This is a genomic window from Massilia agrisoli, assembly GCF_020831365.1.
Taxonomy (GTDB): Bacteria; Pseudomonadota; Gammaproteobacteria; order Burkholderiales; family Burkholderiaceae_D; genus Telluria_A; species Telluria_A agrisoli.
In genome coordinates, this window is sequence record NZ_JAJHPV010000004.1 from 218,476 (window position 1) to 240,119 (window position 21,644).

A 21,644-nucleotide genomic window follows, 5' to 3' on the forward strand; every position below is an offset into this window, starting at 1 on the left:
GGGGCAGCATGAAATACCAAAAACTGATCGACGAAGCACGCGCCGCGCGCGAGCTGGCATACACGCCTTACTCCAACTTCAAGGTTGGCGCGGCGCTCGAGTGCGAGGACGGCCGCATCTTCCGTGGCTGTAATGTGGAAAACGCCTCCTACGGGCTGTGCAACTGCGCCGAGCGCACTGCGCTGTTCAGCGCAATCGCGCACGGCTACAAGCCGGGCGACTTTGCCGCGCTGGCAGTCATCGGCGACACCGAAGGCCCGATCGCACCGTGCGGCGCCTGCCGCCAGGTGATCCTTGAGCTGGGTGGCAACGGCCTGCCGGTCGTGCTGGCCAACCTGGAGGGCGACATCTTCGAAACCACGGCTGCGGCACAACTGCCGAACGCGTTCGGCGGCCGGGACCTGAAGAAGTAAGCTTTGAGGAAAACCATTGATGTACAGGCTGCGGTTGCGATCGCGGCCAATGAAGCGGTAGCCGCCAAGACCCAAGGAACCTTCGGCGTCGGCGGCCTGCTGCTCGATGGGCAGGGCAACGTGCTCAAGTCCCTGCAAAATAACGTCGTGCGCGAAGGGCTGGTGTTCGACCCGACCGCGCATGGCGAACGCCAGCTGATCGACTGGTACTTTGCCGAGCGGGCGAAGGGCGCTGCCTTGCCGCCGCCGGATGAAATCACCGTCGTCACCTCGCTCGATCCGTGTGCGATGTGCACTGGCGCGCTTCTTGCGGCAGGGTTCAACGTCGTCGTGGCGGCGACCGACCGCAATGCGGGTATCAACTTTGACGCAAGCGGGAGCTTTGCCGCCTTGCCCGAGCCGTTGCGTTCGCGGGCGGCGCAGTCGTTCTACTATCCACCGGTATTGGGGTCGTCGGCCTATGCACGCGAGGGCTGGGGCTCGCCGCCACGTGGGCTCTTTATCGGCAAGACCATCGCCGAAGGCACGCAGGCACTTTGTTCGCTGGCCTTTGAGGCGACCGAGGAAAAGGTGCAGGCGCTGTGCAGCAGCGATGTGGCGCAGGACCAGTTGCGCGACCCTGCGACCCTGCCGCCGGCGCATCCGCTGGTGCGCAAGCTGCGCAGCTTGTATCCGGAGGCGTTGACGTATCGCTGCGCGCCGCAATTACCTGACGCCGGACTCGCGCCTTTCATCCGGGCGGCTATGGAGAAGGACCGCGAGCAGGGCGGCGAGGGGAATGCGGTCGCGTTGCTCGATGCGTTTGGCAACCTGCTGCTGTGCGTGCCGGGCCGGCGCGCGCAGTCCGTCATCTGCACTGCGTTCATGGAGTGCACGCGGCAGTACGCGCAGCTGCGCTACATGTTGATGCGCGACGCGTCGCCGCCGGAACAGCTGGAGATCGGGCAGTACCTGGCGCATCCGAGGGACGGCACGTTTGTGTTCGCACGCGGGCCGGGCAAGGATGCGCAGGGGTTCATGGACCTGGGCGCGTATGGGTCGACCATGGAGGGGCCGCTGCCGGTGCACAATCCGCGGCAGTTCCAGTATGTGCAGGCCGGCCTGCCGCAGGAGGAGCTCGACGCCGTGTGCGCGGCGATGCCGCCGTTTTACCGCGATGTGGTCAGCATCAGGCCGGTCCAGGTGGAAAGCGGGGCGTTAATCGAAGCGCTTGGCGAGCCTCGTCATTCCCGCGAAGGCGAGCCTCGTCATTCCCGCGAAGGCGGGAATCCATAACACGTGCGCATGTAGACGGGCGAAGTATAGGTTCCCGCGTTCGCCGGAACGACGGATCAAGCCGCGGCGGCAAGCATGTTCGCGTCCCGCGTCAAGCGCCATTTTCCATCGGCCTGCTTGCGCAGTATCGACAGCGTATCGCCGTTGCGCAGTATCGGCAGCTGTCCGTGCTTCGAGGTAATCGTCACCGTCAGCTTGGTGCGGCAGTAGGCGAGATCCCCCGACACCACGATCTCCGCAATCTCGCTGGTCGATTCGATCACATTCTCCGCCAGTACCTTGTTCAGTCCACGCGCAAATGCCTCGCGCCCGGTCATCGGCGGCTGGCCAGCCGACATGAACATGACGTCGTCCGACATCAGCGCCAGCACCGCTTCCACGTCGCCCGCTTGCGTGGCCATCAGCCACGTTTCAACCAGCTGGCGGATCTCTTGTTCGTCTTGGCTCATGCTGCCTCCGGGTCTTCTTGCATCATGCCGAAAATGTTACCGTCCGGGTCCCTGGCGTAACCTAGCCAGCCTATGCCAGGCACCGGCATCTTGGGAACAACGATTGCGCCGCCTGATCCGTTGGCGGCGGCTTTGGTGAGCGCGCTGTCGATGTCGTCCACATCGACCGTGATGACAAACGCATTCACCGCCGCCATCGGCTCCGGCACCGGCCCGCGCCGTGGCAGCAGGCCGCCGTTGATGCCGGGCTTTTCTTCCGGCCCGGTGTGGATCAGCCAGTATTCGCCGCCTTCCCATTTGTTGAACGACCAGCCGAACAGGCCTGTGTAGTAGTCGATCAGCGCCTGGGGGTTCGACGCCTGGATTTCGAAGTGGACTGCGCGTGACATGCCGTTCTCCTTCTTATACAAATGCGACTGAGTGCCAAAGGTCAACCAGGGACTATATTAGTTCATTATTTGATTGGCGTGCGCTCCGTCCGGGCAGGGAACTTGAGCAGCTTGTCGGCCGGCCGGACCGGCCGCCGAACCAGCTCGCCGCCGCAGTTCGGGCAAGTCATCGCCAGCCTGCCTTCGGCGCAGTCGCGGCACCAGGTGCATTCGAAGGTGCAGATAAAGGCGTCACGCGAGTCCGGGGCGATATCGGCGTCGCAGCATTCGCAGTTGGGGCGCAGGGCTAGCATTGTTTCCTTTCGAGCTTACATTTGTTGGAACAGGCCGGAGTGGTTGCGGCTGACTTCAAGTTCGCGCGCATGGTTGCGCAGCCTGACCATCTGGCGGCCACGTTCGTCGCGGTAGACCTCCACGATGGCGTCCACGCGCACCAGCGTCGAGCGGTGGATGCGCCAGAATTCATCGGGATCGAGTTCGTCGGCAAGCTCCTTGAGCGTCTTGCGGATCAGGAGTTCGGCCGATGCGGTCTGCACCAGGGTGTATTTGTCATCCGACTGGAAGAACAATATCTCCTTCGTGCTGATCATGCGCAGGCTGGCGCCGACCTGCGCCTGGATCCAGCGCAGGTACTGCTTCGGCGCGGCGCCTTGTCCGCGCTCCAGGATCCGGGCCAGCGCCGACAGCTTCTGGTCGATGTCGGCGGGCGGCTTGCCGATGCGCTCGCGCAGGCGCTCGCAGGTGAGGCGCAGGCGATCCGCCGCCACTGGCTTGAGCAGGTAGTCCATCGCGCCATGTTCGAAGGCCTCGACCGCGTACTGGTCGTAGGCGGTGACGAACACCACGTGGCTCTGGCTGTACAGCTGGCGCGCGGTTTCGATGCCGCTGGGGCCAGGCATGCGGATGTCGAGGAAAACGATGTCGGGCTTGAGGCGCGCGGTCATCTCCAGCGCTTCGATGCCGTTGGCCGCTTCGCCGGCGACGCCGAGCTCCGGCCACACCTCGGCCAGGCGCGCGCGCAGCTGGTCGCGCATGGGCGATTCGTCGTCGACGATCAGTGCGGTGACAGTCATGCCGCTTTCTCCGTAACGATGTAGGGCACGCGGATCGAGGCGAGCGCGCCGCCTTCAAGCGGCATCTCGATGACCAGCTCGGCGCGGCTGCCGTACAGCAGCCGCAGGCGCTCGCGGATGTTGGCCAGGCCTACGCCTTCGCCCGCATGCATGTTAAATCCGATGCCGTTGTCCTGCACGTCGACGTGCATGGTGCCGTCGATCAGGCAGGCCCGCACGTCGATGCGGCCGCCTTCGATCTTCGGCTCCAGGCCATGCTTGATCGAGTTCTCGATCAGGATCTGCAGCATCGTCGGCGGGAACACGGCGTTTTCAAGATAGTCCGGCACGTCGAAGCTGAACTGGAGGCGTTCTTTCATCCGCGCCTGCATGATGGCCAGGTAGGCGCGCGCCAGCTCTACCTGGTGCTTCAGGGTGCCGCCGTTCGGCGCGCGCATTTGCGGCAGGGTCGAGCGCAGGTATTCGATCAGGTTGGCGTGGATGCGCGCCGCCTGCGGCGGGTCGGTTTCGATCAGCTGGCCGATCAGCGCCAGTGTGTTGAACAAAAAATGCGGCTCGACCTGCGCCTGCAGCGCCGCCATCTGCGCTTCCATCAGGCGGCGTTCCAGCTCCGCGACATCGGCCTGCCTGGTGGCCTCCTTGGCTTGCAGTTCCGCCCTGCGCTTGCCGCCGGCCAGCACCTTGACGCCGAACGACACGAACACGAACCAGATCGCAGGCTCGGGATAACCGAGCATGACCCCGAACGCGAACACGAGGAAGGCGATGATCCCCAGCTGGCGCCATTCGACCATCGCCAGCCAGTCGAAGAAGCGCCACCACAGCACCGCGGCTTCCGCCACGATCTCGCGCAGCAGGTCGACAAACCGGTTCAGGTCACTGGCGCGCACTTTACTCTCCTGCGTCGCCGACCGTGCGGTAAGGCGTGGCCGGGCCGCGGCGCTTGCGGCTGGCGCAGGCGATGACGACCATCCGCGCCGTCATGAAGATGATGAACAGGAACAGCGCCAGCGGAATGATGGTGATGGCCAGGGCCAGCGCGACGCAGCTGACCAGCAGCGCCGGCCAGGACATCGTCGCCATCGCGCGCGCCACGTAGCGGCCGGCGCGGATGAAGGCGTTGCCGATGTCGGCGAGCAGTGCGGCAAAGGCGTCGAAACTTGCGTTTTTCATTACGGTCTCCCAGTGGAGTGGATCAATGGAGCCACTGTAACGCCGGGCTGCGCCGGCATCCATACGAGTCCGACGAAATGCATATTAGGAGGGTTGACCGGTTGCTGGGCTGGATTAATCGGGCGCGCTTCTGGCCGGAGCGATGGCGACTGCCGCCAGCACCATGTTGACGATTAACGTTTCGCCATCGTCGAAGTCGCTGGCGGTGAGTTGCTTATGGTTTAACACGAGGTTCATCTGTTCAGCAAAGTCCGCGTATGCCTGGGTCATGTGCCAGATCGCAAACAGCAGGTGGGTCGCGTTGACGGGGGCGATGCGGCCCTCGCGAATCCAGCCTTCGAACACGTCGATATCCTTGCGCAGCAGCGGCACCACGCGCTCGCGGATCTGCTGTCCATACAGCTGGGCGCCGCCGATCACTTCGAGCGCGTACACCCTTGACGCGAGCGGCTGCTCGCGCGAGAAGCGCATCTTGGCCTCGATGTACGAGCGCAGCACGTCGCGCGGGTCGGATTCGCGCTCGGCCAGCTTGTCCATCCGTTCGAGCCAGTCATCGAGCACGCTGTCGAGAACCCGTTCGTACAGCGCCTGCTTGGTCGGGAAGTAGTACATCAGGTTCTGCTTCGACAGCCCGGCGTTTTCGGCGATGGTGGCGACCGAGGCGCCTTCGTAGCCGCATTCGGCGAACACGCGCACCGCTTCGGCCAGGATGTCGGCTTCGAGCTTGTCGCGGTTGATGACGCGGCGTTTGACTGTGACGGTCATTGCATCTCCTCGCGCACCGATTTCAGGAACGCGGTCAGCAGCGGCGCATCGGCCGCGTAGGCGACATTAAACCGGAACCAGATCGATTCGGGCTGGCGCAGCATGAAGAACTCGTTGGGCGACAGCAGGATGCCTTGCTTGACGGCGCGGTCGGCCACCGCCTTGCCGTTCCACTGCGCGCTCGGCGCTTCCGGCCAGCCGGCGCTGACAAACATGCCGCCGCGCGGGCGCGCCACCGGCGTCATGCCGACCTCGCGCAGGCGTTCGATGGTTTGTTCGCGGCCCGCGCGCAGCTGGTCCACCAGCTTCTCGACCATGCGCTTGTAAGGACGCGCCGAAACCGCGTGGTACACCGCGCGCTCATTGATCTCCGACGTGGTCAGCCCGGTCAGCATTTTGATGCGCAGCAGTTCAGGCACCAGCGAGCGCGATGCGCAGATCGAGCCGACCCGCAGCACCGGCGACAGGGTCTTGGAAAAACTGCCGACCCGGATCACCCGGCGCAGGCCATCCATTGCTGCCAGCGACGCTTCGCCGCGCGCCGCCAGTTCGCGGTAGATGTCGTCTTCCACCAGCCAGAAGTCGAACTGCTCGGCCACGCCCAGCAGGCGGTGGGCCTGGGCCTGGCTGAGCGAGGTGCCGAGCGGGTTTTGCAGCACGGTGTTGACGAACATGAGCTTCGGCTGCGTGGCCTTCGCCTGCGCTTCAAGCACGTCGAAGTCGAGGCCTGCATCGCCGCGCGGGATGCCGACCGGGATGCAGCCGTGATGGCGGATCAGCGACAGCAGGTTGCTGTAGCCGGGATCCTCGACCAGCACGGTGTCGCCTGGCTTGGTCAGGGTGCGCAGGATCAGGTCGAAGGCGTGGGTGGCGCCGTGGGTCAGCAGGATCTGGTCGGGTTCGACCGGGAACAGGTCCTCGGCCATGGTGCTGGCCATGTGCTGTCGCAGCGTAGGAAAGCCGAGCGGGTGGCCGTAGCCGCGCAGGCGGTTGGCCGGGATTTTCATCGCGTGGCGCACGCAGTCGAGGATCGTGGTCTCGCCGTACCATTCGGGCGGCAGCCAGCCGGCGCCGACCGGCAGCGCATCGGAGACGCCAGAATACAGGTCGGGCGTGAGGGCGTCGATGGCGGAGGGGCTGGGCGGAACGATATGCGGCTGCGCGGCGGCGACTTCATTGCGGGCGACAAAGAAACCGGAACCCCGGCGCGAGGAAAGCAGTCCCAGGTTCAGCAGCCGGTCGTAGGATTCGACGACCGTGAAAGTGGAAACGCCATTACACTTTGCGAATTGTCTAACCGACGGCATTTTTGTGCCGATCCGCAATTCGCGCTCGTTTACCATCCGCGTGATCGCTGCCACAATCTGATCGACCAGGCTGCCGCGTTTGTTGCGCTCGATCGCCAACACCGGCCAGGCCGATTTGCCGTTGCCAGTTGGAAATCCCTCATCCGATGCCGCCGATTCTTCCATTCACAGCTCCTGTTGCAGACACCCGCAAACTGTACAGATTGGACAACCAATACGGTTGGCGGTTTTTGCGGTTTGTGTATCTGTGCCGTTGATGTGTTGCTTACTATTATTGCATCAAGATTTTGCCAACTGGTAAATTATTTTTCGCTCGTAAAAACTGGAGAGCTGTATGAACGATACCCGCCCAGAATCCATGTCGTCGTTTTGGATGCCATTTACTAATAACCGCGACTTCAAGGCCAATCCGCGGCTGCTCGTGTCCGCGGAAGGCATGTATTACAAGGACGTCGACGGCAACTCCGTGCTGGATGGCACTGCCGGCCTGTGGTGCGTGCCTTGCGGCCACGCCCAGCCGAAGATCGTTGCCGCGGTGCGCGAAATGGTCGGCCAGCTCGACTTCGCGCCGACCTTCCAGATGGGCCACCCGGCCGCGTTCGACCTCGCCGAAAAGCTGATGGACTACACCGGGCGCCGCTTCGGCCACGTGTTCTACACGAACTCGGGTTCCGAAGCGGTCGATACCGCGCTGAAGATCGCGCTGGCCTACCACCGCGCACGCGGCGAGGGCGCCCGCACCCGCCTGATCGGCCGAGAGCGCGGCTACCACGGCGTCGGTTTCGGCGGCATCTCGGTCGGCGGCATCGGCGGCAACCGTCGAACCTTCGGCCCGCTGCTGCCCGGCGTCGACCACCTGCCGCACACCCACAACCTGGAGAAGAACGCCTACAGCCGCTGCGAGCCGGAACACGGCGCCAACCTGGCTGATGAACTGGAGCGCATCGTCGCGCTGCACGATGCGTCGACCATCGCCGCCGTCATCGTCGAACCGGTTGCCGGTTCCACCGGCGTGCTGATTCCGCCGAAGGGCTACCTGAAGCGCCTGCGCGAGCTGTGCACCAAGCACGGCATCCTGCTGATCTTCGACGAAGTGATCACCGGCTTCGGCCGCCTGACCACGCCATTCGCGTTCGATTACTTTGACGTCGAGCCGGACCTCGTCACCTGCGCCAAGGGCCTGACCAACGGCGTTGTGCCGATGGGCGCGGTGTTCAGCAAAAAGCATATCCACGACGCGTTCATGGATTGCCCGGCCGGCATCGAGCTGTTCCACGGCTACACCTACTCGGGCCACCCGCTGGCCTGCGCCGCTTCGCTGGCGACGCTGGAAGTATTCGAAGAACAGAAGATCCTCGATAACGCCAAGGGCGTGCTGGACTACTGGACCGACGCGGTGCATTCGCTCAAGGGCCTGCCGCACGTGATCGACATCCGCACCATCGGCCTGGTGGCCGGTATCGAACTCGAACCGATCGCGGGCAAGCCGGGTGCGCGCGCCTTCGCGGCATTCAAGAAGGCCTTCGCCGAAGGGATCCTGATCCGCACCACCGGCGACATCATCGCGCTGTCGCCACCGCTCGTGATCGAAAAGAAGCATATCGACGAATTGTTCGGCAAGCTTGCCGCTGTACTCAAGAACCTGGATTAATCATGACCGACCTCGACACCATTACCCATTACATCAACGGCGCCAAGGTGGACGCCGCCAGCGGCCGCCATGCCGACGTATTCAATCCCGCGATGGGCGAGCCCTGCGCGCGCGTGGCCCTCGGCACCAAAGAGGACGTTGACGCCGCCGTCGCCGCAGCTTCAAACGCATTTCCATCGTGGGCGGCCACGCCGGCGCTGACCCGCGCCCGCGTGCTGTTCAAGTACCTGCAGCTGTGCCAGGAGCACACCGACGAATTCGCCGCGATGCTCACGCGCGAGCACGGCAAGACCTTCCCGGACGCCAAGGGCGAAGTCGCGCGCGGCATCGAGATGGTCGAATTCGCGGTCGGCATTCCGCAGCTGCTCAAAGGCGAATTCACCGACCAGATCGCGCGCGGCATCGACGCCTGGTCGATGCGCCAGCCGCTTGGCGTAGTCGCCGGCATCACGCCATTTAACTTCCCGGTCATGGTGCCGATGTGGATGTTCCCGGTGGCGATCGCATGCGGGAATACCTTCGTGCTCAAGCCGTCCGAACGCGACCCATCGCCTTCGCTGCTGCACGCAAAGCTGCTCAAGGAAGCGGGCCTGCCCGATGGCGTATTCAACGTCATCCAGGGCGACAAGGTGACCGTCGATGCGCTGCTCGACCATCCTGAAGTACAGGCGATCAGCTTCGTCGGCTCGACCCCGATTGCCGAATACATCTACTCGCGCGGCAGCGCCGCCGGCAAGCGCGTGCAAGCGCTGGGCGGCGCCAAGAACCATATGGTGGTGATGCCGGACGCCGACATGGACATGGCGGTCGACGCCCTGGTCGGCGCGGCATACGGTTCGGCCGGCGAGCGCTGCATGGCGATCTCGGTAGTCGTGGCTGTTGGCGACGCCGGCGACAAGCTGGCCAGCGCAATGGCTGAACGTACCGCCGCACTGAAGATCGGCGACGGCATGGCGCACGATTCCGAAATGGGTCCGGTCGTCACGGCAGCTGCAAAGCAGCGCATCGAAAAGCTGATTGGCGAAGGCGTGGAGCAGGGCGCGACGTTGCTGGTAGATGGGCGCGGCTGCAAGGTGGCCGAGCGCGAAAACGGCTTCTTTGTGGGTGGCACGCTGTTCGACCACGTGACCCCGGACATGACCATCTACAAGGAAGAGATCTTCGGGCCGGTGCTGTGCATCGTGCGTTCCCCGGACGTGGCCACCGCGGTCAACCTGATCAACGCCAACGAATACGGCAACGGCGTGGCGATCTTCACGCGCGACGGCGGCACCGCACGCGAATTCGTGCGCCAGATCCAGGTCGGCATGGTGGGCGTCAATGTACCGCTGCCGGTGCCGATGGCGTTCAACAGCTTCGGCGGATGGAAGCGCAGCCTGTTTGGCGACCATCACGCATACGGTCCGGAAGGCGTGCGTTTCTACACGCGCCACAAGGCAGTGATGCAGCGCTGGCCAAACACGGCGAGCGCCGGCGCCGAGTTTTCGTTCCCGCAGATGAAATAAACAAGCCGCGTCACCGTTAGTGTGGAGCGTCGTTCCCGCGAAGGCGGGAACCTATAACCCAGACGATAGACCAGCATTTATTGGGTATGGATTCCCGCTTTCGCGGGAACGACGTGCTGGAATCAACTCCGAGACAGGGTGGAACATGATTGAATCTCTCAAGCACCTGCCGCTAGCCGCGGCGCCCGACAGCGAGCTGTCGGCGCAGTTCACCGACCTGGCGCCGCCGCTGACACAGCGGCAGGCAGCGATAGAAGCCGCGCGCTGCCTGTACTGTTACGACGCACCGTGCATGCGCGCGTGCCCGACCGAGATCGATGTCGCGAGCTTCATCCGCAATATCCATGACGGGAATATCAATGGCGCCGCCGCCGGCATCCTGAAGCAGAACATCATGGGCGGCGCCTGCGCGCGGGTCTGCCCCACCGAAATCCTGTGCGAGCAGGCGTGCGTGCGCAACCACGACGACGAGCAGCGTCCCGTCGCCATTGGCCTGCTGCAGCGCCACGCGCTTGATAACGCCACCTTTGTTTCGCATCCCTTCCAACGCGCACCGTCCACCGGCAGGACCATCGCGGTGGTCGGCGCCGGCCCGGCCGGCTTGTCGTGCGCGCACCGCCTGGCCATGCTGGGCAACGACGTCGTCGTATTCGAGGCGCGTGAAAAGGCAGGCGGCCTGAATGAATACGGCATCGCCAAATACAAACTGACCGATAGCTTCGCCCAGAAGGAAGTCGAGTTCCTGCTCCAGATCGGCGGCATTGAAGTGCGCCATGGCTTCCGGCTTGGCGACAACCTCCAGTTGCGGGACCTGCACGCGCAGTACGACGCCGTCTTCCTTGGCATCGGGCTGAACGCCAGCCGCCAGCTCGGGCTGACGGGCGAGGACGCTCCCGGCCTGACCGCCGCGGTCGAATACATTGCCGCGCTGCGCCAGGCCGAGGATCTGTCGACGCTGCCGGTGCCTAAGCGCGCCATCGTTATCGGCGCCGGTAACACCGCCATCGACATGGCCGTGCAAATCCAGCGCATGGGCGCCGAAGACGTAACCCTGGTGTACCGGCGCGGTGCGGAGGCGATGAGCGCGACGCACCACGAGCAGGAGATCGCCAAGGCCAACTTCGTGCGCATCAAGACCTGGGCGGCTCCCGATGCGGTGCTGCTGGACGAAGACGGCCGCGTGCGCGGCATGCGCTTCGAACGCACGCGCATGGAAGGCGACAAGCTGATAGGCACCAGCGCCTTCCTTGAAATTGCAGCCGACGCGGTGTTCAAGGCGATCGGGCAAAGCATGGAACCTGCCGCCTTGTCGGACCAGATGGCGCAGCAGCTCTCGCGCGACGGCGACAAGATCCGCGTCGATGGGCTGTTTCGCACATCGGTGCCTGGCGTGTACGCGGGCGGCGATTGCGTGGCGCCAGGGCAGGACCTGACGGTGCAGGCGGTCCAGCATGGAAAGCTGGCGGCAATCGTCATCCACAACGACATCCAATCCCGACTGGAGGCTGCATAATGGCTGACCTGAGCATCGAATTTTGCGGCATCAAGGCGCCGAACCCATTCTGGCTGGCCTCCGCGCCACCAACCGACAAAGCCTACAACGTGGTGCGCGCCTTCGAAGCGGGGTGGGGCGGCGTGGTGTGGAAGACGTTGGGCGAAGACCCGGCGGCCGTCAACGTTTCGTCGCGCTACTCGGCCCACTACGGGAAGAACCGGGAAGTCCTTGGCTTTAACAATATCGAGCTGATCACCGACCGCAGCCTGGAGATCAACCTGCGCGAAATCACGCAAGTGAAGAAGGACTGGCCGGACCGCGCGATGATCGTGTCGCTGATGCTGCCTTGCGAAGAATACTATTGGGCCGACATCCTGCCGAAGATCGAAGCGACCGGTGCGGATGGCATTGAACTCAATTTCGGCTGCCCGCATGGCATGCCGGAGCGCGGCATGGGCGCCGCTGTCGGCCAGGTGCCGGAGTACGTCGAGATGGTGACGCGCTGGTGCAAGCAACACACCCGGCTCCCTGTGATCGTCAAGCTGACGCCGAACATTACCGATGTGCGCAAGCCGGCGCGCGCCGCCAAGGCCGGCGGCGCCGACGCCGTGTCGCTGATCAATACGATCAATTCGATCACCCACCTCGACCTTGACCGCATGGTGGCCTTCCCGATCGTGGGCAACGCCAGCACGCATGGCGGCTATTGCGGTTCCGCGGTCAAGCCGATCGCGCTGAACATGGTGGCTGAAATCGCCCGCGATCCCGAGACGCACGGCTTGCCGATTTCCGGCATCGGCGGCATCGGCAACTGGCGCGACGCGGCCGAATTCATCGCGCTTGGCGCCGGCTCGGTGCAGGTCTGTACGGCCGCGATGCTGCACGGCTTCCGCATCGTCGAGGAGATGAAGGACGGCTTGTCGCGCTGGATGGACGAGAAGGGCTATGCCAATATCGCCGCGTTTTCCGGCAAGGCGGTACCGAATACCACCGACTGGAAATACCTGGACATGAACTACGCGGTCATAGCGCAGATCGACCAGGACAAGTGCATCAAGTGCGGCAAGTGCTATGTCGCCTGCGAGGACACGTCGCACCAGGCGATCGCGCGCCTTGTCAGCGAAACCGAGGAGCGGACCTACGAGGTGATCAAGGACGAATGCGTGGGCTGCAACCTGTGCGAGATCACTTGCCCGGTGGAGGCGTGCATCACCATGGTGCCGCAGCAGACCGGCAAGCCATATATGAACTGGACGCAGGACCCGCGCAACCCGCGGGCTGAAGTGGCGCCTGAAGTTCCGGAGCGTGTGCTCATCTGACGTCGTTCCCGCGAAGGCGGGAACCCATAGGGCGCCTGAAGGATGCTCGGCATGGGTTCCCGCCTACGCGGGAACGACGTTTCGGGGTGTCTTTATGACGGCGCTTTGCGTTAAACTGACCCAGCATTTTTGCCTCGACTAAAACGGAGAAAAACACTGTGAGCAAAGACCTGTCAGCGAACACGCAGCTTTGGAACGAAGACCTTGCCCCGACCACCGCGGCGCAGCGCACATGGCGCTGGTATCACTTTGCCGCGCTGTGGGTCGGGATGGTGATGTGCATCCCCGCGTACACGCTGTCCGCAACGCTGATCGAAGGCGGCATGTCCGGCTACCAGGCTGTGCTCACCGTGTTCCTGGCAAACGCCATCGTGCTGATCCCGATGCTTTTGATTGGCCACGCGGGCACCAAGTACGGCATCCCGTACGCCGTGCTGGCGCGGTCATCGTTCGGGACGTCAGGCGCCAAGTTGCCGGCACTGATGCGCGCGATTGTCGCTTGCGGCTGGTACGGCATCCAGACCTGGTTTGGCGGCAGCATGATCTACACGCTGCTCGGCGTGATGCTTGGTTACGAAATCGGCGGCGAAAAAATCGCCGGCCTTGGCATCAACGGCGCCCAGCTGGCCTGCTTCCTCGGCTTCTGGCTGATCCAGCTATACTACGTCGTACACGGCATCGATTCGATCCGCAAGCTCGAAACCTATACCGCACCGCTCAAGATCCTGATCTGCTTCGTGCTGCTTGGCTGGGTCTATAACAAGGCAGGCGGCTTCGGCCCTTTGCTGGACCAGCCGTCGCAGTTTGTCGAAGGCGGCAAAAAAGCTGGCCAGTTCTGGTCAACTTTCTGGCCTTCGCTGACCGCGATGGTCGGCTTCTGGGCTACGCTGGCGCTGAACATCCCAGACTTTACGCGCTTCGCCCGCTCGCAGCGCGACCAGGTCGTGGGCCAGGCTGTCGGCCTTCCTGTGCCGATGGGCCTGCTCGCTGCGCTGGCGGTCATCGTCACCTCGGCGACCGTTGTTTTATATGGCAAAGCGCTGTGGGATCCGGTCGACCTGGCCAGCCGCATGACCGGCATCGCCGTGCTGATTGCACTGATCGTCCTGCTGGTCGATACCGTCAGCGTCAACCTCGCGGCCAACCTGGTCGGGCCCGCGTATGACTTCTCGGCGCTGTCGCCGAAACACGTCTCGTACCGCATGGGCGGCTACATCACGGCTGGCATCGCGCTGGTGATGATGCCTTGGAAAATCCTGGAAACCACGCAGGGGTACATCTTCACCTGGCTGATCGGTTACTCGGCGCTGCTCGGACCGATTGCGGGCATCATGATCATCGACTACTACTTCATCCGCAAAACGACGCTGAACGTCGATGACCTGTACCGCGACAGCGGCGAATACATGTACCGCGGCGGCTGGAACATGGCGGCCATCATCGCGTTCGTGCTGGGCGTGCTGCCGAATATCCCTGGCTTCCTGAACGCCGCCTTCCCGGCAGCGTTCCCTGAAGTTGGCGACGTGTTCAAAACGATTTACACCTACGCCTGGTTTGTTGGCGTCGCAATTGCCGCCGTTGTCTACGGCGTGCTGATGAAAGGGCGTACGCAGCCTGCACTGCGCCCTGCAACCCATACCTAGTACGGATTTTTCCGGGAGATTCAATGACGACCATTATCCGAGGCGGTACCGTTGTCAATGCGGACCGCGCATTCCGCGCCGATGTGCTGTGCTTTGGCGACAAGATCGTCGCGGTCGGTGAAAACCTCGAGCCCCCGCCGCATGCCACGGTGATCGACGCGTCCGGCCAGTACGTCATGCCGGGCGGGATCGACACCCACACGCACATGCAGCTGCCGTTCATGGGCACGGTCACCGCCGACGATTTCTTTACCGGCACGGCTGCCGGGCTGGCGGGCGGCACCACCACGATCATGGATTTCGTCATCCCGGACCCGAAGCAATCGCTGCTGGAGGCGTACCACACGTGGCGCGGCTGGGCGAAGAAGTCTGCGGGCGACTATACCTTCCACGTCGCCGTAACATGGTGGGACGACTCGGTGCATGCGGAGATGGGCACCCTGGTGCGCGAGCATGGCGTCAACAGCTTCAAGCACTTCATGGCGTACAAGAACGCCATCATGGCGGACGATGAAACGCTGGTGAAAAGCTTCACGCGCGCGCTTGAACTTGGCGCCATTCCAACCGTGCACGCCGAGAACGGTGAGCTGGTATTCCAGCTGCAGCAGGATCTTCTGCGCAAAGGGATTACCGGCCCGTCCGCCCATCCGCTCTCGCGGCCTCCCGAAGTGGAAGCGGAGGCTGCCAACCGCGCCATCGCGATTGCCAACGTGCTTGGCACGCCGGTGTACATCGTCCACGTGTCGTGCGCCGAATCGCTGGAAGCCATCACCCGCGCCCGCGCCAAGGGCCAGCGCGTGTACGGCGAGGCGCTGGCGGGCCACCTTGTCATCGACGACAGCGTCTATTACAGCAGCGACCTTGAATTCGCACGCGGCCACGTGATGAGCCCACCGTTTCGCAGCAAGCATCACCAGGGTGCGCTGTGGCAGGGTCTCCAGGGCGGCAACCTGCACACGACAGCGACTGACCACTGCACGTTCTGCGCCGAACAGAAGGCTGCCGGCGCGGACAACTTCACCAAGATCCCTAATGGCTGCGGCGGGGTTGAAGACCGCATGTCGGTGGTCTGGGATGCGGGTGTCGGCACGGGCAAGCTGACGCCGTCCGAGTTCGTCCGCGTGACATCGACCAATGCGGCGCAGATCTTCAATATGTACCCGCGCAAGGGATTGATTGCAGCGGGAGCCGACGCCGATATCGTGGTCTGGGACCCGCAGGGCACGCGCACGATTTCCGCCAAAACCCAGTTCGCCAAAGGCGGCTTCAATGTATTCGAAGGCCGCACTGTGCAGGGCATTCCGACTTATACGCTTTCGGCCGGTAATGTCGTGTTTTCGAAAGGAGAACTGCGTGCGGTTGAAGGCGCGGGCAGGCATATCGACCGCCCGGCGTTCGCGCCGGTGATGGCTTAACCTACTGGAGTTGTACATGAACGAGCTGCGTATTGATGGCGACCGCCTGTGGGCCTCGCTGATGGAGCTGGCGAAAATCGGCGCGACGGCGAAGGGCGGCGTCAAGCGCCTTGCCCTCACGGACCTCGACAAGCAGGGCCGCGACCTGGTGGTCGGCTGGGCCAGGGAAGCCGGCCTGTCGGTCACTGTCGACCAGATCGGCAACGTCTTCATGCGCCGCGAGGGCAGCAACCCGTCGCTGCCGCCGGTGATGACCGGCTCCCACATCGATACGCAACCGACCGGCGGCAAATTCGACGGCAACTACGGGGTGCTGGCAGGCCTTGAAGTGGTGCGTACGCTGAACGACAACGGCATCGTCACCGAAGCGCCGATTGAGGTCGCGTTCTGGACGAATGAGGAAGGCTCGCGCTTCGTGCCGGTGATGATGGGTTCCGGCGTATTCTGCGGCGCCTTCAGCCTCGATACCGCGTATGCGGCCGTGGACACCGAGGGCAAGAGCGTCGGCGCGGAGCTGGAACGCATCGGCTACAAGGGTGACCAGGTGCCGGGGCAGCATCCTATCGGCGCTTATTTTGAAACGCATATCGAGCAGGGCCCGGTGCTGGAAGACGCAGGCAAGGTCATTGGCGTGGTGCCGGCCGTGATGGGGCTGTCGTGGTACGACTGCGTTGTCAGCGGCATGGAAGCGCACGCAGGCCCGACGCCGATGGGCCTGCGCAAAGACGCGCTGCAGGTTGCCACGCGCATCATGCAGGAAGTGGTGCATATCGCGAACCGCTACCCGCCATACGGCCGCGGCACCGTGGGCATGGTGCAGGTATTCCCGAACAGCCGCAACGTGATTCCGGGCGAGGTTAAATTCAGTATCGACCTGCGCAACGTGAACGACGAGCTGCTCAATACGATGCATGAGGAAATGCTGGCCTTCGCCGACAAGACCAGCGCCGATACCGGGCTGTCGATCAAGGTGGAGCGGGTGTCGTACTACCCGCCATGCCCGTTCCATCCCGATTGCGTGGGCGCCGTGCGCACGGCCACCGGGAAGCTCGGCTACTCGACCATGGACGTCGTCTCCGGCGCAGGCCATGACGCGATCTACACGGCCCGTGTGGCGCCTTCCGGCATGATCTTCGTGCCCTGCAAGGACGGCATCAGCCACAACGAGATCGAGGACGCCCAACCCGGCCACCTCGAAGCTGGATGCAACGTGCTGTTGCACGCGATGCTGGACCGGGCCGGCGTCGTGACCGCATAGCTTCCTCGCCGGAAATTTCGTCGGTAATATCCTACTGGCGGTAAAGCGTGTTTCCGATACGTGCGCGCACTCGACCTTGTTACGCTGTCCCTTTAACAAGGAGAATCCAATGCGCGCACTCACTTACCACGGCAGCCATGACGTCCGTGTGGATACGGTCCCTGATCCTATCCTGCAAGATCCCGACGACGCGATCCTGAAGATCACCGCCACGGCGATTTGCGGCTCGGACTTGCACATGTATCGCGGAAAGATTCCTGCTATGAAAAGCGGCGATGTCCTCGGTCACGAATTCATGGGCGAGGTTGTGGATGTGGGGCCGAATGTCACCAATCTGCAGAAGGGCGACCGGGTTGTGGTGCCGTTCGTGATTGCGTGCGGCACTTGTTTCTTCTGCGACATGCAGGCTTACTCCGCATGCGAGACCACCAATCCGGACCGTGGCTCGATCATGAACAAGAAAAGCCTGCGCTCCGGCGCGGCCCTGTTCGGGTTCAGCCACCTGTATGGCGGCATCCCCGGCGGGCAAGCCGAGTATGTGCGCGTGCCGAAGGCCAACGTCGGCCCGATCAAGGTCCCGAGCACGCTGGCCGACGAACAGGTGCTGTTCCTGAGCGATATCCTGCCGACCGGCTACCAGGCGGTGGTCAATACGGGCGTGGGCAAGGGCGGCAGCCTGGCGATTTTCGGCGCTGGCCCGGTAGGCCAGATGGCCGCTGCGAGCGCGCGCATGCTGGGCATTGAAAAAATCTTCATGGTCGACCACCACAATTTCAGGCTTGAGTTTGCGCGCGAGACGTATGGTGTCATCCCGATTAACTTTGACGATGTCGATGCGGCCGAATACATCATCGAGCACACCAATTCACGCGGCGTGGACGGCGTGGTCGATGCGGTAGGCTTCGAGGCCAAGGGCAGCACGATCGAGACTGTGCTGACCAACATGAAGGTGGAAGGCAGCAGCGGCAAGGCGCTGCGGCAGTGTATCGCCGCCTGCCGCCGCGGCGGCACGATCAGCGTACCGGGCGTGTATGCGGGCTTTATCCACGGCTTCCTGTTCGGTGACATTTTCGAAAAGGGACTGACTGTGAAGGCGGGGCAGACCCACGTGCAGAAGTTCATGCCGGAACTGCTGGCCGCGATTGAAGAGGGCAGGCTGCATCCGAATGCGATCATCTCGCACCGCCTCAAGCTGGAACAGGCGGCGGAGGGCTACAAGATGTTCGACAAGAAGGAAGACGATTGCAGGAAGGTTGTGCTGACGCCCTGATGGCCAGCATGGCGGATGCGCGCTGCGCGCTTATCCGCCGTTTTGATCTCACTTACGCATCTTCGGGAATAGGCCGAACCACCAAAAACAGGTACGACATCGCGCCCACGAAGGCGATGCCTGCGCCCGTCAACAAGGCTGGTACGAACGACCATGTCTGCGCGATGTAGCCGGTGAGGATAGGCGCCAGCGCGCCGCCAAGGAAGCCGCCGAAGTTCTGGATTGCGCCGAGCGACGCGATACGGCTCGGCGGCGCGGCCACCGTGGCGAGCGACCAGGCACATGCCGACGAGGCGTTGGCCAAAAAGATGACGATCGAGATGCACGCCACGGCCACGACATTGCTGTCGACCAGCGCAGCCGGAATCGTGAACACCACCATGCCAAGCGTGGCCACCACCACCGCATTGCGGCGGCCGGACAGCGGCGAGGAAGCGCGGCGTGCGACCCGGTCGGAAGCCCAGCCTGCTACGAGCGCGCCAGCGAAGCCGCAGAAGAAGGGGATCGAGGCCGCGATGCCGGCGTACGCAATGTCCATCTGGCGCTCGGTGCGCAGGTAACCCGGCAGCCAGGTCAGGTAGACCCAGTTGAGGTAGACCGAGCCGAAAAAGCCCAGCATCATGCCCCATGTGACGCGGTGTTTGAACAGCGCGCACCAGGCCGCAAAGTCCACCTTTGTCGCGGCCTTTGCCGGCTCATCTTCCTCCAGGTATGCGCGCTCTTGCGCACTCATCGTCCCGCGGTCCGGATCGCGGTACAGGGCGACCCAGACGACCGCCGCCACCAGGCCCATGGCGCCGGTGACGAAGAAGGCCCAGTGCCAACTGGTCGCGATAATCAACGGTGACAGGACCAGGGGCGCGAGCGCGACACCCAGCGGCGACGCCGAATTGTAGATGCCGGTCGGCGTACCGCGCGAGCGTAGCGGGAACCAGTTGCTGACGACCCGTGCCGCAGCCGGGAACTGCGGGGCCTCGCCGATACCGAGCGCGATGCGCGCGACGACGAACCAGCCAAAGGTCGCAACGAGTCCGCCTGCGGCCTGCGCCAGCGACCACACCACCAGGCCGATACCGAGCAGCCAACGTGGCCCCACCTTGTCGACCAGCGCGCCTACCGGGAGCTGGCACAAGGCGTAGCTCCACGAGAATGCAGACAGCAGCAGGCCCATTTGACCGAGCGAGAGCCCGAGGTCGGCGCGGATATACTCGTTGGCCACTGCCAGGGTGGCCCGGTCAAGGTAGTTAATAACGCCGCAGACCACGAGCAGGATAAGCGCCAGGTTCTGGCTGCGGCGGATGCGCGGAGGTGTGGCGTGATTGTTGATCATTTCAGAACGCAGGCTGCGCCGTGGGGAAAATGACGGCGAGTATAGATGACGCCGCGCTCGCGGAAAAGCAAATTGCGTCAGCCGGCCTGAAAGGCGCGGAAGAAGTCGAGCAGTACCTGTCCCGCAACCTCTGCATCATCGGCGGTCATGGTCTCCAGCCGGTTGTGGCTGATCCCCCCGTTGCCACAGCGTGTGAACAGCATCGCCACATCGGTGATCTTCGCCATCGCCATCGCATCGTGACCGGCGCCGGATGGCAGGTCATAGCGCGGCAGCCCCGCGCGCCGGACCGCCGCCCCCAGCTGGTCCATCATCCACGGCGCGCAGGGCGCCGCCGATGCCGACACCACCTGCCTGATCGCTGCCTCAACCTGGCGGCGCGCGCAAATCGCGTCGATCCCTTCAAGAATGTCCCTTACCGCCGCCAGCCGCGTCTCGTCGCTCGCCGCGCGGATATCAAGCGACAGGTTGCAGTGCCCCGGAATGACGTTCACCGAGCCATTAGGAACCTCCAGCTGGCCCACGGTCCCGACCAGCGAATCGCCCTGCTGGCAGCGTGCCTCCACCATCAGCACGATCTCGGCCGCGCAGGCAGCGGCGTCCTTTCGCATGTTCATCGGCGTGGTGCCGGCGTGGCTTGCCAGCCCGGTCAGCCCAACCAGATAGCGGGAACTGCCTGCAATCGCAGTGACCACGCCAACCGGGAGGCCTTTCTCCAGCAGGACCGGGCCTTGTTCGATATGGACTTCGACAAACCCGAGCAGGCTGGCAGGATCGCGCGCAATCGCAGGGATGGCAGTGACATCGTGGCCGCCATCGGCAAGCGCCTGGCGCATGGTGACGCCATCAGCATCCACCTGGTCCAGCTGCGCCATGTCGAAATGCCCGGTAATCGCATTACTGCCCAGGAAGGTACTCTTGAACCGCACACCTTCCTCCTCCGCGAACCCGACGACCTCAAGGTGGAAGGGCAGGCGCTCGCCGCGCGCATGAAGATGGCGCACGATCGCAATCGGCAGCAGTATGCCGAGGCGCCCGTCGTACTTGCCGCCGTCGCGCACCGTGTCGTAATGCGATCCGGTCATCAGCGTCTTTGCCGCAGGATCGGCAGCCTCGTAGCGTCCGACCACGTTGCCGACCGCGTCGACGTGCGCGGTCATGCCGGCTTCGCGCATCCAGTCGGCGATCTGCGCGGCGGTACGGCGGTGGGTCGGCGTCATGTACGAGCAGGTGAGGCCGTCTTCAAGCTCGCTCCAGGTGCCGAGGGTTTCGGACCAGCCCATTACGGTTGCGCCGAAGGCGTGTTCGACCCTCAGCAACTCGTTGAGGCGGATCTCGGCGATGCGGTGGATCTGGCGCAGGCTTTCGGCCATTTCGTCGGCGCGCTGGTTCTTCAGGCGGCGGGCGAATGTTTCGATTACCTGCTGGCGGGTCATCCCATTGCCGGTCGGGCCCTTGACGGCGAGGATGAACGGGAAGCCGAACCTGGCGTTGTAGTCCGCGTTCAGCTTGTGCAGCGTCGCATATTCTTCGGCGCTGCACAGGTTGAGGCCAGACTTGGCCTGTTCGCCGGTCGATTCGGCGGTCAGCTGGCCCGCGATTGCAGCCTTGCCGGCCAGTTCGGGATGGGCGCGGATCAGGCCAAGCTGTTCGTCCATGCTGGCGACTGATACCACGCCTTGCAGCGCCAGCTTCAACGCCGAGGGCGTGGCAAACGGACGCTGCGCGGCAGCCCGCTCGGGAATCCACGGCGAGTGTTCATAGATGCCGCGCAGGGTATCGACGAAGGTCTGCGTGTCGCAGCTGTTCAGTTCTGAAAGTGTGCTCATGGTCTCGGTGTCCGGGCGGGGCTGGCAGTGATGATAAGGCCGGGCAGGCGCCTGCACATACGGCCGGGATGATGAGGCATATAGT

The 21,644-nt window shown here is 63.7% G+C and carries 20 protein-coding genes; 10 read left to right on the forward strand and 10 right to left on the reverse strand.

Annotated features, from left to right (window positions below):
- Positions 1 to 8: 8 nt before the first annotated feature.
- On the forward strand, positions 9 to 413 hold the full coding sequence (locus LMJ30_RS02395) for a cytidine deaminase (protein WP_229430739.1): 405 nt from the start codon (positions 9 to 11) through the stop codon (positions 411 to 413).
- A gap of 3 nt (positions 414 to 416) precedes the next feature.
- Positions 417 to 1,688: a cytidine/deoxycytidylate deaminase family protein gene (locus LMJ30_RS02400; RefSeq protein ID WP_229430740.1), complete on the forward strand. Its 1,272-nt coding sequence runs from the start codon at positions 417 to 419 to the stop codon at positions 1,686 to 1,688.
- 56 nt (positions 1,689 to 1,744) lie between these two features.
- Here the strand turns inward: LMJ30_RS02400 and LMJ30_RS02405 are convergent, their stop codons facing one another.
- The 8 genes from LMJ30_RS02405 to LMJ30_RS02440 all read right to left on the reverse strand — a co-directional run bounded on the left by LMJ30_RS02405 (position 1,745) and on the right by LMJ30_RS02440 (position 7,009).
- Complete coding sequence (locus LMJ30_RS02405) at positions 1,745 to 2,137, reverse strand: YybH family protein (RefSeq protein ID WP_229430741.1); 393 nt, start codon at positions 2,135 to 2,137, stop codon at positions 1,745 to 1,747.
- A complete protein-coding gene (locus LMJ30_RS02410) occupies positions 2,134 to 2,526 on the reverse strand; it encodes a VOC family protein (RefSeq protein WP_229430742.1) in 393 nt (130 codons plus the stop codon). Before LMJ30_RS02410 ends, LMJ30_RS02405 begins: the two co-directional genes overlap by 4 nt.
- Positions 2,527 to 2,591: 65 nt before the next feature.
- Entirely contained in the window at positions 2,592 to 2,819 is a 228-nt protein-coding gene (locus tag LMJ30_RS02415; protein WP_229430743.1) for a DUF1272 domain-containing protein, read from the reverse strand.
- Between the two features lie 15 nt (positions 2,820 to 2,834).
- The gene (locus LMJ30_RS02420) at positions 2,835 to 3,599 is read right to left on the reverse strand and encodes a LytR/AlgR family response regulator transcription factor (protein ID WP_229430744.1); all 765 of its coding nucleotides are present in this window, start codon (positions 3,597 to 3,599) and stop codon (positions 2,835 to 2,837) included.
- Entirely contained in the window at positions 3,596 to 4,489 is an 894-nt protein-coding gene (locus LMJ30_RS02425) for a sensor histidine kinase (protein ID WP_229430745.1), read from the reverse strand. Before LMJ30_RS02425 ends, LMJ30_RS02420 begins: the two co-directional genes overlap by 4 nt.
- A 1-nt stretch (position 4,490) precedes the next feature.
- A complete protein-coding gene (locus tag LMJ30_RS02430) occupies positions 4,491 to 4,772 on the reverse strand; it encodes a hypothetical protein (protein WP_229430746.1) in 282 nt (93 codons plus the stop codon).
- A 114-nt stretch (positions 4,773 to 4,886) separates the two neighbouring features.
- Entirely contained in the window at positions 4,887 to 5,537 is a 651-nt protein-coding gene (locus tag LMJ30_RS02435; RefSeq protein WP_229430747.1) for a TetR/AcrR family transcriptional regulator, read from the reverse strand.
- The gene (locus LMJ30_RS02440) at positions 5,534 to 7,009 is read right to left on the reverse strand and encodes an aminotransferase-like domain-containing protein (RefSeq protein ID WP_229430748.1); all 1,476 of its coding nucleotides are present in this window, start codon (positions 7,007 to 7,009) and stop codon (positions 5,534 to 5,536) included. The genes LMJ30_RS02435 and LMJ30_RS02440 overlap by 4 nt, the downstream gene beginning before the upstream one ends.
- Positions 7,010 to 7,178: 169 nt before the next feature.
- Between LMJ30_RS02440 and aptA the strand changes: the two genes are divergently transcribed.
- The 8 genes from aptA to LMJ30_RS02480 all read left to right on the forward strand — a co-directional run bounded on the left by aptA (position 7,179) and on the right by LMJ30_RS02480 (position 18,400).
- Entirely contained in the window at positions 7,179 to 8,495 is a 1,317-nt protein-coding gene (aptA, locus tag LMJ30_RS02445) for an omega-aminotransferase AptA (RefSeq protein ID WP_229430749.1), read from the forward strand.
- 2 nt (positions 8,496 to 8,497) lie between these two features.
- A complete protein-coding gene (locus LMJ30_RS02450) occupies positions 8,498 to 10,000 on the forward strand; it encodes a CoA-acylating methylmalonate-semialdehyde dehydrogenase (protein ID WP_229430750.1) in 1,503 nt (500 codons plus the stop codon).
- 145 nt (positions 10,001 to 10,145) lie between these two features.
- Positions 10,146 to 11,513, forward strand: a complete 1,368-nt coding sequence (locus tag LMJ30_RS02455; RefSeq protein WP_229430751.1) for an NAD(P)-dependent oxidoreductase — start codon at positions 10,146 to 10,148, stop codon at positions 11,511 to 11,513.
- Positions 11,513 to 12,814 (forward strand): NAD-dependent dihydropyrimidine dehydrogenase subunit PreA, encoded by a 1,302-nt coding sequence (gene preA, locus LMJ30_RS02460; protein ID WP_229430752.1) that lies wholly within the window; start codon positions 11,513 to 11,515, stop codon positions 12,812 to 12,814. The genes LMJ30_RS02455 and preA overlap by 1 nt, the downstream gene beginning before the upstream one ends.
- 158 nt (positions 12,815 to 12,972) lie before the next feature.
- Positions 12,973 to 14,457: an NCS1 family nucleobase:cation symporter-1 gene (locus tag LMJ30_RS02465; protein ID WP_229430753.1), complete on the forward strand. Its 1,485-nt coding sequence runs from the start codon at positions 12,973 to 12,975 to the stop codon at positions 14,455 to 14,457.
- Positions 14,458 to 14,480: 23 nt separating this feature from the next.
- The gene (gene hydA / locus LMJ30_RS02470) at positions 14,481 to 15,872 is read left to right on the forward strand and encodes a dihydropyrimidinase (protein ID WP_229430754.1); all 1,392 of its coding nucleotides are present in this window, start codon (positions 14,481 to 14,483) and stop codon (positions 15,870 to 15,872) included.
- 16 nt (positions 15,873 to 15,888) lie between these two features.
- Positions 15,889 to 17,130 carry a Zn-dependent hydrolase gene (locus tag LMJ30_RS02475; RefSeq protein ID WP_229430755.1) on the forward strand — a complete coding sequence of 414 codons (1,242 nt, stop codon included), beginning with the start codon at positions 15,889 to 15,891 and terminating at the stop codon, positions 17,128 to 17,130.
- A 109-nt stretch (positions 17,131 to 17,239) separates the two neighbouring features.
- The gene (locus tag LMJ30_RS02480) at positions 17,240 to 18,400 is read left to right on the forward strand and encodes a zinc-dependent alcohol dehydrogenase (RefSeq protein WP_229430756.1); all 1,161 of its coding nucleotides are present in this window, start codon (positions 17,240 to 17,242) and stop codon (positions 18,398 to 18,400) included.
- 52 nt (positions 18,401 to 18,452) lie between these two features.
- Here LMJ30_RS02480 and LMJ30_RS02485 read toward each other — a convergent pair whose 3' ends face one another.
- Together LMJ30_RS02485 and LMJ30_RS02490 are read right to left on the reverse strand one after the other, a co-directional pair.
- Positions 18,453 to 19,730 (reverse strand): MFS transporter, encoded by a 1,278-nt coding sequence (locus tag LMJ30_RS02485; RefSeq protein WP_229430757.1) that lies wholly within the window; start codon positions 19,728 to 19,730, stop codon positions 18,453 to 18,455.
- A gap of 77 nt (positions 19,731 to 19,807) precedes the next feature.
- Positions 19,808 to 21,559, reverse strand: coding sequence for an allantoate amidohydrolase (locus tag LMJ30_RS02490; RefSeq protein WP_229430758.1), 1,752 nt, complete (start codon positions 21,557 to 21,559; stop codon positions 19,808 to 19,810).
- Positions 21,560 to 21,644 lie beyond the last annotated feature (85 nt).